Source organism: Stutzerimonas frequens (genome assembly GCF_024448335.1).
Taxonomy (GTDB): Bacteria; Pseudomonadota; Gammaproteobacteria; order Pseudomonadales; family Pseudomonadaceae; genus Stutzerimonas; species Stutzerimonas frequens.
The window spans coordinates 174,906-191,021 of record NZ_JAMOHM010000005.1; the positions used below are offsets into that span (position 1 = coordinate 174,906).

10 protein-coding genes are annotated in these 16,116 nt (G+C 64.4%); 4 read left to right on the forward strand and 6 right to left on the reverse strand.

Annotation, left to right across the window (positions count from 1 at the left end; translation table 11 throughout):
- Positions 1-23: 23 nt before the first annotated feature.
- The 5 genes from NAO55_RS09540 to glnE form a co-directional block, all read right to left on the reverse strand.
- A complete protein-coding gene (locus tag NAO55_RS09540; protein ID WP_102838814.1) occupies positions 24-1,145 on the reverse strand; it encodes a glycosyltransferase family 4 protein in 1,122 nt (373 codons plus the stop codon).
- The gene (gene waaC, locus NAO55_RS09545) at positions 1,145-2,146 is read right to left on the reverse strand and encodes a lipopolysaccharide heptosyltransferase I (protein ID WP_102838815.1); all 1,002 of its coding nucleotides are present in this window, start codon (positions 2,144-2,146) and stop codon (positions 1,145-1,147) included. Before waaC ends, NAO55_RS09540 begins: the two co-directional genes overlap by 1 nt.
- A complete protein-coding gene (waaF, locus tag NAO55_RS09550) occupies positions 2,147-3,181 on the reverse strand; it encodes a lipopolysaccharide heptosyltransferase II (protein ID WP_102838816.1) in 1,035 nt (344 codons plus the stop codon). It lies immediately after the preceding gene.
- A 78-nt stretch (positions 3,182-3,259) separates the two neighbouring features.
- The gene (ilvE, locus tag NAO55_RS09555) at positions 3,260-4,183 is read right to left on the reverse strand and encodes a branched-chain-amino-acid transaminase (protein WP_003301609.1); all 924 of its coding nucleotides are present in this window, start codon (positions 4,181-4,183) and stop codon (positions 3,260-3,262) included.
- A gap of 48 nt (positions 4,184-4,231) precedes the next feature.
- A complete protein-coding gene (gene glnE, locus NAO55_RS09560) occupies positions 4,232-7,177 on the reverse strand; it encodes a bifunctional [glutamate--ammonia ligase]-adenylyl-L-tyrosine phosphorylase/[glutamate--ammonia-ligase] adenylyltransferase (protein WP_102838817.1) in 2,946 nt (981 codons plus the stop codon).
- 271 nt (positions 7,178-7,448) lie between these two features.
- Here glnE and aceE point away from each other — a divergent pair, with 271 nt between their 5' ends.
- Complete coding sequence (aceE, locus tag NAO55_RS09565) at positions 7,449-10,097, forward strand: pyruvate dehydrogenase (acetyl-transferring), homodimeric type (protein WP_063540924.1); 2,649 nt, start codon at positions 7,449-7,451, stop codon at positions 10,095-10,097.
- An 11-nt stretch (positions 10,098-10,108) separates the two neighbouring features.
- Positions 10,109-11,773, forward strand: a complete 1,665-nt coding sequence (gene aceF / locus NAO55_RS09570) for a dihydrolipoyllysine-residue acetyltransferase (protein WP_102838818.1) — start codon at positions 10,109-10,111, stop codon at positions 11,771-11,773.
- Positions 11,774-11,883: 110 nt separating this feature from the next.
- On the opposite strand, the gene NAO55_RS09575 is transcribed toward aceF, so the two are convergent.
- Positions 11,884-12,372: a hypothetical protein gene (locus tag NAO55_RS09575; RefSeq protein ID WP_102838819.1), complete on the reverse strand. Its 489-nt coding sequence runs from the start codon at positions 12,370-12,372 to the stop codon at positions 11,884-11,886.
- A 150-nt stretch (positions 12,373-12,522) separates the two neighbouring features.
- Here NAO55_RS09575 and NAO55_RS09580 point away from each other — a divergent pair, with 150 nt between their 5' ends.
- Both NAO55_RS09580 and msrA read left to right on the forward strand, forming a co-directional pair.
- The gene (locus tag NAO55_RS09580; protein ID WP_102838820.1) at positions 12,523-15,195 is read left to right on the forward strand and encodes a sensor domain-containing protein; all 2,673 of its coding nucleotides are present in this window, start codon (positions 12,523-12,525) and stop codon (positions 15,193-15,195) included.
- A gap of 85 nt (positions 15,196-15,280) precedes the next feature.
- On the forward strand, positions 15,281-15,928 hold the full coding sequence (gene msrA / locus NAO55_RS09585; RefSeq protein WP_063540787.1) for a peptide-methionine (S)-S-oxide reductase MsrA: 648 nt from the start codon (positions 15,281-15,283) through the stop codon (positions 15,926-15,928).
- The last annotated feature ends 188 nt before the right edge of the window (positions 15,929-16,116 follow it).

Below are 16,116 nucleotides of genomic sequence, written 5' to 3' on the forward strand. Positions count from 1 at the left end.
CGCACGCACGAGACACACGACGTTCATGCACTTTCCCCGAGAATCACGTCGGCGGCTTTCTGCGGCATCGAGTAGAGATCGGCCGTCTCGGCGAAGGCCAGCGCGTTGCGACTCCAGGCCGAGCGCTGCGCATCATCGGCGAGCATCTGCGCCAGCATCTGGTCGAGTGCCTGCTGCTCGAAGGGGCTGGGCACCACGCGACCGCAGTTGGCATCGGTAATGTAGTGCGCATAGCCACATACGTCGGTGACCAGCACCGGCAGCCCGGCGACCAGCGCTTCCAGCAGGACGGTACCGGTGTTCTCGTTATAGGCCGGGTGGATCAGCAGATCGGCGCCCAGCAGGAAACGCGGAATATCGCTGCGCCCCTTGAGGAATTCCACCATGCCGGAAACGCCCAGCGTCTTGGCCTGCAGCTTGAACGGCTTGGGATCGTCCTGGCCGATCACCAGCAGCCGGGTGCGCTGGCTCAGTTCGCGCGGCAATGCGGCGAGTGCCTTGAGGCTGCGGTCCAGCCCCTTGGTCTTGAAGCCGGAGCCGATCTGCACCAGCAGCAGCTCGTCGGGTCGCACCTCGAACTCCTCGCGGAACTCGGCGCGGATCTGCGCGGCATTGGCCGGCGCGCGGCGATCCTGGGCAATGCCCGGCGGCAACAGGTGGAAGCGTTCGGCGGGCGTGCCGTAGTGTTGGACGAACAGCGGCTGCTGCACCTCGGAGATCATCAGGATTTCGGTCTTCGCTTCGGGCGCGAACACTGCGCGCTCGTACTCGGCGAAGTGCTTGTAACGGCCCCAGCGCCGATAGATCGGGTTGCGCAGCGTCTGCGCCTTGTCCTCGAAACATGGGTCGGCGGCGTAGTACACGTCCAGCCCCGGCATCTTGTTGAAGCCGATCACCCGGTCCACCGGCCGCTTGGCCAGATCGGCCTCGACCCAGGCGGTGAAGCGCTCGTTGCGGGTGTGGTTGAACAGCGCCTTGACCGGCGCGATCAGCACCTCGAAGCCGTCCGGCACCTCGCCTTCCCAGATCATCGCGTAGACGCGAATACTATGCCCACGACGCTGGCATTCCAGGGCGATACGCATGAAGTCGCGCTGCAGACCGCCGAACGGAAAATACTTGTAGAGAATGAAGGCCAGTTGCATCAGACGGACTCCGGGGCCCGCAGCAGGGCTTTCAATTCGGTAACGACGCGCTCGGGGCGCAGATCGTCGAAACAGGGCTTGTGCCGATCACCGCGACCGGCGTTCGGTCCGCTGGCACACAGGTGCACCTGGGAGCGGCCATAGGCGCCGACCCGCCCGGGCAGGGTCGGACCATAGAGCGAAATGCTCGGCACATCCAGCGCCGCGGCCAGGTGGCCGAGACCGGTATCCACCGCGACGCAGGCGCGCGCGCCGGCGATGACCCTGGCGACACCGGCAAGATTGAGCTTCGGCAGCACCGCGGCGTTGGCTATGCCACTGACGATGCGTTCGGCCCGCGCCTTCTCCTCGGCATTGCCCCACGGCAGGCGGATCGCCCAGCCGAAATCACTCATGCGCTCGGCCAGCTCGCGCCAGTATGCTTCCGGCCAGTGCTTGCTCGGCCAGGTGGTGCCGTGCAGAAACAGCAGGTAGGGCTGGTCGCTGGGCGCCGCCATCTGCTCGCGATCGAGACCGTAATCGGCGACATCCTGCGGCAGCGGATACGCGAGCGCCTGAGCGAACAGCTGACGCACCCGCTCCAGCGCATGCTGGTCACGCGGCACGGCGTAGCATCGGTCATAGAAGCGTGCGGCGATGGGCTCACGCGCGGACTCCCGGTCCAATCCGGCGACCGGAGCCTTGACGTAGCGGGTCAGCCAGGCGCTTTTCAGCAAGCCCTGGGCATCGATCACAAGGTCGTAACGGCCTTCCCGCAGGCGTGTCTTGAAGCGCTGCCATTCACCCTTGCGCAGGGTCTGCAGCGGGTGCTTGCGCCAGCGACGAATCGCCACCGGGATCACCTGCGCCACCGCCGGATGCCAGGCCGGAATCTCGGCGAAGCCCTCCTCCACCACCCAGTCGAACTGGATGCCGGGCAGCGCCCGCTGCGCATCGGTCAGGGCCGGCAGGGTATGCACGACATCGCCCAGCGACGAGGTCTTGACCAGCAGGACCTTCAATCAGCGCACCTCGACCGACTGCGGGACCAGACGATCCAGCGCCTCGATCACCGCGCGCGGCTTCAGCTCGCGCATGCAATTGTTGTGGCCGAAGCGGCAGGTGCGCTCGAAACAGGGACTGCAGTCGAGCCCCAGGCGCACCACTTCGACCTGCTCGGAAAGCGGCGGGGTGAAGGCTGGCGAGGTGGAGCCATAGACCGCCGCCAACGGCCGGCCGAGCGCGGCGGAGACATGCATCAGACCGGAGTCGTTGGACACCACGGCATCGGCACAGGACAGCAGATCGATTGCCTCGGCCAGGCTGGTATCTCCGGCCAGGTTCACCGCCTCTTCGCGCAGGCCCGGAATCAACCGCTCGAGGATCTGCTCGCCGACAGGGTGATCGTTCTTCGAGCCGAACAGCCAGACCTGCCAGCCGTCCCGGATCTTCAGCTCGGCCACCTTGGCGAAGTGTTCCGCCGGCCAGCGCTTGGATTCGCCGAACTCGGCACCGGGGCACAGCGCCAGCACCGGCCGGTCCAGACTCAGGCGGAAACGTGCCAGGGCGGCGTCGCGAGTCGCGGTGTCGATGCGCAGCGAGGGGTTCGGATACGGCTTGGGCAGCTCGGCGCCCGGCTCGAAGGCCAGCGCCATGAAGCGCTCGATCATCAGCGGGTAGCGCTGCTTGTCGAGCTTGCGCATGTCGTTGAGCAGGCCGAAACGCATCTCGCCGCGCCAGCCCGTGCGCTTGGGGATACCGGCGAAGAATGGCACCAGCGCCGACTTCAGGGAGTTGGGCAGCAGGATCGCCTGCTGGTACTGACCGCGCAGGCTCTGCGCAACCTTGCGCCGGGTCGCCATGTCGAGCACGCCGTGCCCGACCGGAAAGCTCAGCGCCTGGCGTACCTCGGGCATGCGCTCGAGAATCGGCCGGCTCCACTCGGGCGCCAGCACGTCGATCTGGCAGTCGGGATGGCGCTGCTTCAGGCAGACGAACAGCGTCTGCGCCATCACCATGTCGCCAACCCAGCTGGGTCCTACGATCAGTATGTTCATAAGCTCTAAGCCATAAGCTGAGGGGCTGGAAGCGTGGCCGCCAAGCGATTCATGCGCTGCCGGCTTCCAGCGCCAGGCTTACTTGACCAGGGTCCGCCATTCGGCGTGGGCATCGGTCTTGCCGGTGACCAGATCGAAGTAGGCTTTCTGCAGCTTCTCGGTGATCGGGCCGCGACGGCCGATACCGATGGCGCGGCCGTCCACTTCGCGGATCGGCGTGACTTCGGCAGCGGTACCGGTGAAGAAGGCTTCGTCGGCGATGTACACCTCGTCGCGGGTGATGCGCTTCTCGACCACCTTCAGGCCGTGCTCGGCGGCCAGGGTCAGCACGGTGCCGCGGGTGATGCCGTTCAGGCAGGCGGTGACTTCCGGGGTGTAGATCACGCCATCCTTGATGATGAAGATGTTTTCGCCCGAGCCCTCTGCCACGTAGCCTTCGGGGTCCAGCATCAGCGCTTCATCGGCGCCGCCGGAAATGGCTTCCTGCAGGGCCAGCATCGAGTTGATGTAGGCACCGTTGGACTTGGCGCGGGTCATGGTGATGTTGACGTGGTGACGGGTGAAGGAACTGGTGCGCACCTTGATTCCCAGCTCAAGCGCCTCGTCGCCCATGTAGGCACCCCAGTGCCAGGCCGCGACGATCACGTGCACCTTCAGACCGCTGGCGCGCAGGCCCATGCCTTCGCTTCCGTAGAACACCATCGGGCGGATGTAGGCGCTTTCCAGGTTGTTCTCGCGCACTGCGGCGCGGGTCGCCTCGTTGATCTCTTCCTTCGAGTACGGCATCGGCATGTTCATGATGTGCGCCGAATCGAACAGGCGGTCGGTGTGCGCCTGCAGGCGGAAGATCGCCGTGCCGTCCGGGGTGTTGTAGGCGCGAACACCTTCGAACACGCCCATGCCGTAGTGCAGGGTATGGGTCAGCACATGGGTGGTCGCATCGCGCCACTGCACCAGTTCGCCGTCATACCAGATGACGCCATCACGATCGGCCATCGACATCTTGCCAGCTCCTCAGAATTCGATATTGCTCGGTAGCCCGACGCGGGCTCAGCTGAGCCCCAGCTCGCGCCAGATCCGCATGACTGCGCGACGCTCGTCGTGGAATTGATCCCCACTCACCACTCCGGGCTGCTTCTGCAGTGATTGCCGGTGGGCCGCGGCACGGTACGCCTTGTAGGCGTCCTGCAGCAGCCGCACCTCATCGCCGGTCATCAACCCGGCCTGCTCCAACCCATCGAGAATGCGGATGTTATCGGTATAGCGCAGCAGTTCGGGATGCTGGTGCGACCACGCCAAAGCCGCGTATTGCACCATAAATTCGATATCCACGATACCACCGGCGTCCTGCTTGAGATTGAACTCGGCAGCGGCGTCGAAGGCCTGCTCGGCGGTTCCCGCATGCGTCGCGCGGGTGCCGAGGTTGTCGCGCATCTTCGCGCGCATCTCGCTGACCTCGCGGCGCAGCGCCTCGAGATCGCGTTCGCGGCCCAGCACACCGGCGCGCACCCGTTCGAAGTCGGCCGTCAGCTGCGGGCAGCCGACCAGCACCCGCGCGCGCACCAACGCCTGGTGCTCCCAGGTCCAGGCCTCCTGGCTCTGGTAGCGCTCGAAGGCGCCCAGCGAGCTGACCAGTAGCCCGGAAGCGCCGGACGGGCGCAGCCGCATGTCCACTTCATAGAGCTGGCCGGAGGTGGTCTGGGTGGTGAGCAGGTGGATAATGCGCTGGCCCAGGCGAGTGAAGAACTGCGCGGCATCGATGGGCTTGGCGCCATTGGTCTCGGCGGCGGGGTCGCCGTCGTGGATGAACACCAGATCCAGATCCGAACCATGCCCGAGTTCGATGCCACCGACCTTGCCGTAACCGACGATGACGAACGCCGGATCGCAGAGCGTGCCATCGCTGCGCTGTGGCTGACCATGACGCGCGACGGTGTGGCGCCAGGCGAGGGTCAACACTTCCTGCAGGATCGCCTCCGCCAACCAGGTCAGGTAGTCGCTGACCTTCATCAAGGGCAGCGTCCCGGCGATTTCCGAAGCGGCCACCCGCAGCCGGTGCGCCAGCTTGAAGTGCCGCAGCGCCTCCATCTGCTGCTCGAGGTCATCTTCGGGAATGCGCATCAGCCGTTCGCGCAGTTCAGCCGCCAGTTCCGGCGCCAGCGGCGGGCTGTACAGACGACCGGCGTTGAGCAGCTCGTCAAGCAACAGCGGGAAGCGTGCAATCTGCTCGGCGATCCACGGGCTGGCTGCGCAGAGCTCGAGCAAGCGCTGCAGCGCCCCGGGATTTTCAGTCAGCAGGACCAGGTAGGCCGAACGCCGGGCGACCGCTTCCACGAGCGGCAGTACGCGTTCGAGCACCAGATCCGGATCGTCCTGCTCGACGGCCTGCGCCAGCAGCCGTGGAATGAAGGCATCCAGACGCTCGCGGCCGAGACGCTGCATGGTGCGTACCTGGCTGGCGTTGCGCAGCGCGGCGAGCCGCTGACAGGCGCCCTGGCCATCACGGAAACCGGCCTCGGACAGCTGGCGGCAGGCGAACTCCTCGTCCCAGTCCTGCTCCCACAGCGGCAGCCATTCGCCGCCGACCAGCGCCTCGCCCTCGGCATTCTCGTCCTCATCCGGGTCGGCGATGACCTGGCGGAAATGCCAGTCGATGCGCCCGCGCCAGTACAGCAGTTGCTCATGGAAGGCCGCCCAACCGTCGAAGCCGAGCATGAACGCCACCCGCGCACAGTCCACCTCGTTGTCCGGCAGCATCTGCGTCTGACGGTCGGCGATCGCCTGCAGCGCATGCTCGGTATAGCGCAGGAATTCATAGCCTTCGCGCAGTTCGGCCACTGCCGCGGCCGGCAGATAACCCTGCCCCTCCAGGGTGGCCAGCACACCGAGCAACGGACGCTGCTGCAGGCTGAGATCGCGCCCTCCGTGGATCAGCTGAAAGGCCTGGGCGATGAATTCGACCTCGCGAATGCCACCGGCGCCCAGCTTGATGTTCGAAGCCATGCCCTTGCGCCGGACCTCCTGCTGGATCAGCTGCTTCATGGTGCGCAGCGCCTCGATGGCGGAGAAGTCCAGGTAACGCCGGTAGACGAAGGGTCGCAGCATCTCCAGCAGCTCCTTGCCGGCCTGCTGGTCGCCGCCGATGACCCGCGCTTTGATCATGGCGTAGCGCTCCCAGTCGCGCCCCTGGTCCTGGTAGTACTGCTCCAGCGCATTGAAGCTGTAGACCAGTGGCCCGGACGAGCCGTACGGACGCAGGCGCATGTCGACGCGGAAGGCGAAGCCGTCGACGGTGATGGCGTCCAGCGCCTTGATCAGCCGCTGGCCAAGGCGGACGAAGAATTCCTGATTGTCCAGCGAGCGCTTGGCGCCGACGGTCTCGCCGCCCTCCGGATAGCCGAAGATCAGGTCGATGTCGGAGGACAGGTTCAGTTCATGGGCACCCAGCTTGCCCATGCCGAGGATCACCATGTGCTGCGGCTGGCCGCTGCGCCGGCCGGTGGGCACGCCGAATTGCTCGCAATGGCGGGTGTAGAGCCAGTGGTAGGCCAGATCGACGCTGGCGTCGGCCAGATCGGAGAGATCGCGGCAGGTTTCGGCCAGGGCCGCCTGGCGGGTCAGATCGCGCCAGATGATGCGCACCTGCTGGCGGCTACGGAAACGCCGTAGCGTCAGCGCCAGGGTGTCCTCATTGTCACAGGCGGCAATCAGCTCGCTCAGCGCATCGCGCAGTTCGCCGGCTTCCAGCGACCGATCCAGCCAGCCCAGCTCGGCCAGCTGCAGCAGCATCTGTGGATCTCGGCTAACCTGTTCGCTGACGAAGTCGCTCGCCGCGCAGACCCGGGCGAACGCTTCGCCATGCTCGGTCAGCCAGGCGCGGCATCGTGCCGCAAGCGCTTCCGACAGGTTGCCGGCAGCCGCGAGGAACGACTCCTCGGCACGACTGACAAAAGGCAGGAGTGAGGGCGGCAATGCAACCAGCGACGGCAGACTCATTGGAAGGTTTCCTTCACAGCAGCGAATACGATGGACCGCGCGATTCAGAGCCTCGCAAGTACCTATTACAGGGAAATGCCAGTGCCGCTGATCTGTAGTTTTACTACTAAAGAGTATTTCAGGGGGCTGATCCCGGCGCATTTTTGTAGTAAAACTACAGACGCCCGGCCCTACCCCCGGCACTCGTCCAAGAACATTACACGCACCGGCCCACAAAGCCGGTAGCGAACAGGCGACCGATTCTGGAAGCCTTTCCGCCATGGAGCAAGCCATGCAAGATCTCGATCCCGTCGAAACCCAGGAATGGCTGGACGCCCTCGAGTCCGTCCTCGACCGCGAGGGTGAAGAACGCGCTCACTACCTGATGACCCGGATGGGCGAACTGGCCACACGCAGCGGCACCCAGCTGCCCTACGCCATCACCACGCCGTATCGCAACACTATTCCCGTCACCCACGAAGCACGCATGCCCGGCGACCTGTTCATGGAACGCCGCATTCGCTCGCTGGTACGCTGGAATGCGCTGGCCATGGTCATGCGCACCAACCTGGCTGACCCGGACCTCGGCGGTCACATCTCCACCTTCGCCTCCAGCGCGACGCTGTACGACATCGGCTTCAACTACTTCTTTCAGGCACCGACCGAAGAGCACGGTGGCGACCTGATCTACTTCCAGGGCCACGCCTCGCCCGGCGTCTACGCCCGCGCCTTCCTCGAAGGCCGCATCAGCGAAGAGCAGCTGAACAACTTCCGCCGCGAAGTGGACGGCAACGGCCTGTCCTCCTATCCGCACCCCTGGCTGATGCCGGACTTCTGGCAGTTCCCCACCGTCTCCATGGGCCTCGGCCCAATCCAGGCGATCTACCAGGCCCGCTTCATGAAGTACCTGGAAGACCGCGGTTTCATCCCGGCCGGCAAGCAGAAGGTCTGGTGCTTCCTCGGCGACGGCGAGTGCGACGAGCCGGAATCCCTCGGCGCCATCTCCCTGGCCGGCCGCGAAAAACTGGACAACCTGATCTTCGTCATCAACTGCAACCTGCAGCGCCTGGACGGCCCGGTGCGCGGCAACGGCAAGATCATCCAGGAGCTGGAGGGCAACTTCCGCGGCGCCAACTGGAACGTCAACAAGGTCATCTGGGGCCGTCTGTGGGACCCACTGTTCGCCAAGGATGATGCCGGCCTGCTGCAGGCGCGCATGGACGAGGTTGTCGACGGTGACTACCAGAACTACAAGGCCAACGACGGCGCCTTCGTGCGCAAGCACTTCTTCGGCGCACGCCCCGAGCTGCTGAAGATGGTCGAGGACCTCTCCGACGAGGAAATCTGGAAGCTCAACCGCGGCGGCCATGACCCGTACAAGGTTTATGCGGCCTATCACCAGGCGGTGAACCACAAGGGCCAGCCCACCGTGATCCTGGCCAAGACCATCAAGGGTTACGGCACCGGCTCCGGCCAGGCGCAGAACATCGCGCACAACGTCAAGAAGGTCGACGTCGAGAGCCTCAAGCGCTTCCGCGACAGCTTCAACATCCCGATCCGCGACGAGGACCTGGAGAAGCTGCCGTTCTACAAACCCGAGGAGGACAGCGCCGAGGCCAAGTACCTGCGCCAGAAGCGCGAGGCCCTCGGTGGCTTCGTGCCGCAGCGCCGCACCAAGAGCTTCAGCATCCCGACGCCGCCGCTGGACACCCTCAAGGCCATCCTCGACGGCTCCGGCGATCGCGAGATCTCCACCACCATGGCCTTCGTCCGAGTACTGGCACAGCTGGTCAAGGACAAGGATCTGGGCTCGCGCATCGTGCCGATCATTCCGGACGAGGCGCGTACCTTCGGTATGGAAGGCATGTTCCGCCAGCTCGGCATTTACTCCTCGGTCGGCCAGCTGTATCAGCCGGTAGACAAGGACCAGGTGATGTTCTACCGCGAGGACAAGAAGGGTCAGATCCTCGAGGAAGGCATCAACGAGGCCGGCGCCATGTCCAGCTGGATTGCCGCGGCGACTGCCTACAGCAATCACAACCAGCCGATGCTGCCGTTCTACGTGTTCTATTCGATGTTCGGCTTCCAGCGCATCGGCGACCTGGCCTGGGCGGCTGGTGACAGCCGTGCACGCGGTTTCCTCATCGGCGGCACCGCCGGACGTACCACGCTCAATGGCGAAGGCTTGCAGCACGAGGACGGCCACAGCCATATCCTCGCTGCAACCATCCCCAACTGCCGCACCTATGACCCCACCTACGGCTACGAGCTGGCGGTGATCATCCGTGAAGGCATCCGCCAGATGACCGAAGAGCAGCAGAACATCTTCTACTACATCACCGTGATGAACGAAGCCTACCAGCAGCCGGCGATGCCGGAGGGTGTGGAAGAAGGCATCATCAAGGGCATGTACCTGCTCGAAGAAGACAAGATGGACGCCGCGCATCACGTCCAGCTGCTTGGTTCCGGCACCATCCTGCGCGAAGTGCGCGAGGCGGCGAAGATCCTCCGCGAAGACTACGGCGTCGCCGCCGACGTCTGGAGCGTGCCAAGCTTCAACGAACTGCGCCGCGACGGCCTGGCGGTGGATCGTTGGAACCTCCTGCACCCGCACGAGAAGCCACAGCAGTCCTACGTCGAACAGTGCCTGGCCGGCCGCAAGGGCCCGGTAGTGGCCTCCACCGACTACATGAAGCTGTTCGCCGACCAGATCCGCCAGTGGGTACCGAGCCGCGAATACCGCGTGCTGGGCACCGATGGTTTCGGCCGCAGCGATAGCCGCAAGAAGCTGCGTCATCACTTCGAAGTGGATCGCAACTGGGTCGTGCTGGCCGCGCTGGAGCAGCTGGTCGCACGTGGGGAGATGGAAGCCAAGGTGCTGGCCGAGGCCATCGTCAAGTTCGGCATCGATACCGACAAACCCAACCCGCTGGACTGCTGAGGAGCGAAGCCATGAGTGAACTGATTCGCGTACCCGACATCGGCAGCGGCGAAGGTGAAGTGATCGAGCTGTTCGTCAAGGTCGGCGACCGCATCGAAGCCGAACAGAGCCTGCTGACGCTGGAGTCGGACAAGGCCAGCATGGAGATTCCGGCGCCCAAGGCCGGCGTCATCAAGGCCCTCAAGGTGAAGCTGGGCGACCGCCTGAAAGAAGGCGACGAACTGCTGGAGCTGGAAAGCGAAGGTGGCGAAGCCGCTGCCGAAGCACCCGCGGCGCCTGCCGCGGAGGCCGCGCAACCGAGCCAGGCGCCCGATGAAGCCGAAGCCACTGAAGCCCCTGCGGCCAGCGAAGCACCGGCCGCAGCAGGCGCCGAACAGAGCCAGGAGATCCGCGTGCCGGATATCGGCTCGGCCGGCAAGGCCAACGTCATCGAGATCATGGTCAAGGCGGGTGATTCGGTACAGGCCGAGCAGTCGCTGATCACCCTGGAATCGGACAAGGCCAGCATGGAGATTCCGTCTCCAGTGGCCGGCGTGGTAGAGAGCCTGGCGATCAAGCTGAACGACGAGGTCGGCACCGGTGATCTGATCCTGACCCTCAAGGTCCAGGGCGCGGCACCGGCCAAGCAGGCCGAGTCGACGCCGGCGCCGAGTCCCGCCGAGCCGGCCAAGGCCGCAAGCCCGGAACAAGCCGACCGCAAGCCGGCACCAACCGCGCAGAGCGAAGCTCCACAGGCGGTCGGCGCACCGAGCCGCGACGGCGCCAAGGTGCATGCCGGCCCGGCCGTGCGCCAGCTGGCCCGCGAGTTCGGCGTCGAGCTGAGCGCGGTCGCCGGCAGCGGTCCGAAGGGACGCATCCTCAAGGAAGACGTGCAGCAGTATGTGAAGACCATGCTGCAGCAGGGCAATGCTGAACCGACCGCGGCCGCGGCCGGTGGAGCCGGCATTCCGCCGATCCCGGCGGTGGACTTCAGCAAGTTCGGCGAGGTCGAGGAAGTCGCGATGTCGCGACTGATGCAGATCGGCGCCGCCAACCTGCATCGCAGCTGGCTGAACGTGCCGCACGTGACCCAGTTCGAGTCGGCCGACATCACCGAGCTGGAAGCCTTCCGCGTGGCGCAGAAGGCGGTGGCCGAGAAGGCCGGCGTCAAGCTCACCGTGCTGCCGCTGCTGCTCAAGGCCTGCGCGCACCTGCTCACGGAGCTGCCGGACTTCAACAGTTCGCTGGCGCCGAGCGGCAAGGCGCTGATCCGCAAGAAGTACGTGCACATCGGCTTCGCCGTGGACACGCCGGACGGCCTGATGGTCCCGGTCATCCGCGACGTGGACAAGAAGAGCCTGCTGCAACTGGCTGGCGAAGCTGCCGAACTGGCGGACAAGGCACGCAACAAGAAGCTCTCTCCGGACGCCATGCAGGGCGCCTGCTTCACCATCTCCAGCCTCGGCCACATCGGCGGCACCGGTTTCACGCCGATCGTCAATGCGCCTGAGGTGGCGATCCTCGGCGTCAGCAAGGCCACCATGCAGCCGGTGTGGGACGGCAAGGCGTTCCAGCCGCGCCTGATGCTGCCGCTGTCGCTGTCCTACGATCACCGAGTGATCAACGGCGCCGCGGCGGCGCGCTTCACCAAGCGCCTGTCCGAACTGCTGGCGGACATCCGCACGCTGCTGCTGTAACCGCTCGGGCTGAAGAAAAAACGCCGCATTCTCTTCGAGGATGCGGCGTTTTTCTTTACCGGAGCCGTCTACGACTCAGCCCGACGGACGAACAATCTGCAGCGTCGGGTTCACCCCTTCTGCAGGTTTCGGATCAGATAAGACAGCGCCTTGGCAAGCTCCTCAGCACCCGCCGGGTCACGCTGGATCACCACCAGCGGCAAACCATCGGCCGGACTGTTGATCGCGCAACTGAAGCCCTGCGCCGGACATTGGTACTGGAGATAGGGGTCGAGCCCGAATACCGAAAGGCTGCGGTTGCGTACCGCTACGCCGCCGTTACTGCCACGCACCTCTTCGCGGATGCGGAGCTCGCCGGGCGTCGCCACGCTCAGCTCGTAGAGCACATCCTGGGGGTTGGGCTGACCGATCTGGAAACCGGCACGCAAGGCGTAGGTGCCGAGCAGCCCGTTGCTGTGTGCCAGCAAGGCCTGACGGTCGCTGCCGGTCAGATACAGCCGGCGCAGTTCGGCCAGATAGTTGGCCGATTCATCAGATGCGAACTCCACCGGTTCAGCAGCCTGAAGGGGTATCCCGAAGGTACAGAAAAGCGAGACCATCACTAACTTCGCAAGCCGACTTGTCAGTCCCTGTCGCATGATGCACCCTTGCCCGGAATTAATATTATTTAGCCATCGTCCTTCGCTGGAACGGCACCTGGAGCCCAGGCCAGCCCAACTCCGTGGAGCATACTGGAAGCCAGCCGCTCGATGAAAATACATACCGATGCCGCCAGCCGACTGGCGACCGAGGTTGTGACGCAGTTGCCAGTGCCATCACGGCTCGGCATGCTGCGCTTCGAGCGTTTGAACGAGCCGAGCTGGACACTGCTGTTTCTCGATCCGACCTGCGAGCGTGCATTCGGAGTCAGCGCCGGCGATCTCTGCTCGCTGGTCGACTCGCCCTACGCCAGTCTCATGGAACCCAGCGCTCGCCACCAGCTGCACGAAGACATCCAGCAGCAGCTGGCCGGGCGCAATCACTATCAGGTCGGCTACCGGCTGCACACGCCTGACGGGGTCCTGGATATCACCGAACTCGGCGAAGTTTGCCAGCAATACGGTCGCGAGCTACTCAGGGGATACCTGTTGGCCGGCCGGCACCCCGAATCGGATCATGACCTGAGAACGCAGAACGCCCGCTTGCGCATGGCACTGCAGGAGCATGAGCAGGCCCAGGACGAGCATGTCGAGCACATGCTGCGCTCACGCACCCAGCAGAGCCTCATCGTCCGGCTGGCCAGGCACCGCTACGGCTCGGCCAACCCACAACTCGAAGCGGCGCAGCTGATCACCCAGGCGGCCTGCGAAGTCTACGAGGTCAACCGTGCCGCCATCTGGCACCTGAGCGGAACGCGCCTGGAGCCGATCGCCTGCTACGCACGCATCAGCGATAGCTATGAAACCCTCGCGCCGCTCGAGCTGGCGCCTTTTCCCCGCTACTTGCAGGCGCTGCAGAGCGGTCGAGCAGTGGATGCACGGGACGTGCTGCAGGATCATCGAACCAGCGAACTCGGCGGACAGCTCTACGCGCCCCTGGGTACCCAGTCGATACTCGACGCCAGCATCCGAGTCGGAGGCGAGGTGGTTGGCGTGCTGAGCCTGCAACACGATGGCAAACCGCGAATCTGGCAAGCCGACGAGATTGCGTTCGCCGGCGAGCTGGCCGATCAGTACGCTCAGGTACTGGCCAACCAGCAGCGCCTCAGTGCCACCCATATGCTCGGCCTGTTCCAGCGCGCCGTCGAGCAGAGTGCCAGCGCGTTCATCCTGGTCGACCGCGAAGGACGGGTGGAGTACGTCAATCCGGCCTTCACGACCATCAGCCAGTTCACCGAGTCCGAGGTTCGCGGTCAGCGTCTGGCAGACCTCAAAGCGCTGGAAAATCTCAGCGAGCTGCTGTTCGCCACGTCATCGGCACTGGCGCACAGCAACAGCTGGCAGGGCGAGTTCCGCTCGCGACGCAAGAACCTCGAGCCATACTGGGGCCAGCTGTCGATCTCCAAGGTCTTCAACGAGGACGGCATTCTCACCCACTACATCGGCATCTACGAAGACATCACCCGTAGCAAGCTGGCGCACCAGCACATCGAGCGCCTGGCCTACACCGACAATCTCACCAGCCTCGGCAATCGTCCCTATTTCATCCGCAGCCTCGAAGAACGCTTCGCAGCCGGCGCCGAGCCGCGGCTCTGCCTGCTGCTCGTCGATATCGACAACTTCAAGCGGATCAACGACAGCCTTGGCCACCAGACCGGCGACAAGTTGCTTGCCAGCCTCGCCCGCCGCCTGCGCAACGGATTGAGCCAGCAGAGCGTATTGGCGCGCTTCGCCAGCAACGAGTTCGCCCTGATGTTCGATGAAATGGAGCTCGAGGAGGGGATTCGCCTTGCCGACCAGGTCTTGCACATCCTCGACAAGCCACTGTTCGTCGATAAACACCTGATCAGCGTCAGTGGCTCGCTCGGTCTCGCCTGTTCGCCCGAGCATGGCCGCGATCCCGAGACGCTGATGAAGCATGCCGGGCAGGCACTGCACAAAGCCAAGGCCAACGGCAAGAATCAGGTACAGGTGTTTACCGAGGCGCTGCACGCCGAGGCCAACTACAAACTGTTCGTCGAGAACAGCCTGCGCCGCGCGCTCATACAGAACGAGCTGGAGGTGTTCTATCAACCCAAGCTCTGCCTGCGCAGCGGTCGACTGCAGGGCCTGGAGGCACTACTGCGCTGGAACCATCCGGAAAAGGGCATGATCAGCCCGGATCAGTTCATCAGCGTTGCGGAAGAAACCGGCCTGATTATCCCCATTGGCAAATGGGTGGCGCGCGAAGCGTGCCGCATGGGTGTCCGGCTGTCGGCACTAGGGTTTGGCGCCCCTCAAGTGGCGATCAATCTGTCACCCAAGCAGTTCTCCGATCCCGACCTGCTCGGTTCGATCGCGACAATACTGCTCGAAGAGCAACTGCCACCTGCTCAGCTGGAGCTGGAACTGACCGAGAGCCTGCTGCTCGACGCCACCGAGGAAACCCGCCAGCAGCTGCTCGGCCTGAAGGCGCTGGGGCTGACCCTGGCGATGGATGATTTCGGCACAGGGTATTCCTCGCTCAGCTACCTGAAGAAGTTTCCCATCGACGTCATCAAGATCGACCGAAGCTTCATCAAGGACATCCCGGGCAACCAGGATGACGTCGAGATCACTTCGGCAGTGATCGCCATGGCACGCAAGCTGAATCTGAAAGTCGTCGCCGAAGGCATCGAAACCGCCGAACAGCTAAGGTTCCTGCGCCAGCATCGCTGCGACATCGGCCAGGGCTACCTGTTCGACAGACCGATCTCCAGCAGCTCGCTGCACGAGGCGCTGCAGCGTTATCCCCACAATGCCTGAGCATGCCAGGCGACGCGCGACGCTTTCGCTGCCGCCCGGCCTTTTGTAGCCTACAAGTCCAGCTCACGCTCTGACCGAGGCCCGCATGTCCCTACGTTCGCAGATTCTGCTCAACAAACAGACATTGCCGACGGCCGAGCAGGCGTTGCCTGGCCGTTCGACACCGATGCCGGTTCCCGCTGCACACTATGTCAACGGGCACCCGCTGCAACCGCCCTTTCCCCAAGGCCTCGAGCAGGCCGTTTTCGCGATGGGCTGTTTCTGGGGGGCGGAGCGGAGATTCTGGGAACTGCCTGGCGTCTGGACGACGGCTGTCGGTTACGCTGGCGGCCCGACGCCCAATCCGACTTACGAAGAAGTCTGTTCCGGCCTGACCGGCCATACCGAAGCCGTGCTGGTAGTTTTCGATCCACAGATCATCGATTACGAAACACTGCTGCGGGTCTTCTGGGAATCGCACAACCCCACCCAGGGGATGCGTCAGGGCAACGATGTCGGCAGCCAGTACCGATCCGCGATCTTTTGCATGGACGAGCGTCAGCGGGGTGCAGCGGAGGCCAGTTGCGAGCGATTCCAGCGTGGCCTCAGCGCTGCCGGCTATCCCGCGATCACCACGGAAATTGCCGACGCTCCAGCTTTTTTCTATGCAGAGGCATACCACCAGCAATATCTGGCCAAGAATCCGGGGGGTTATTGCGGGCTGGGTGGAACAGGCGTGTGCCTGCCCGGCTGAAAGCGCCGAAGGGGCAGGTTAAGCCTCACCCCAAAAGAGGGCTCGCGCGCTTTGCCCATAGCACCATGGCTAAGCCACGGCGGCGCGGAAAAGAAAAACCCCGCCGAAGCGGGGCTCTGCAGACTGAATCCTGACATCCATGATCGCGTGCCGTCCTGGCACCGCTCCTTGTTGGTCCGTGTTGTTGA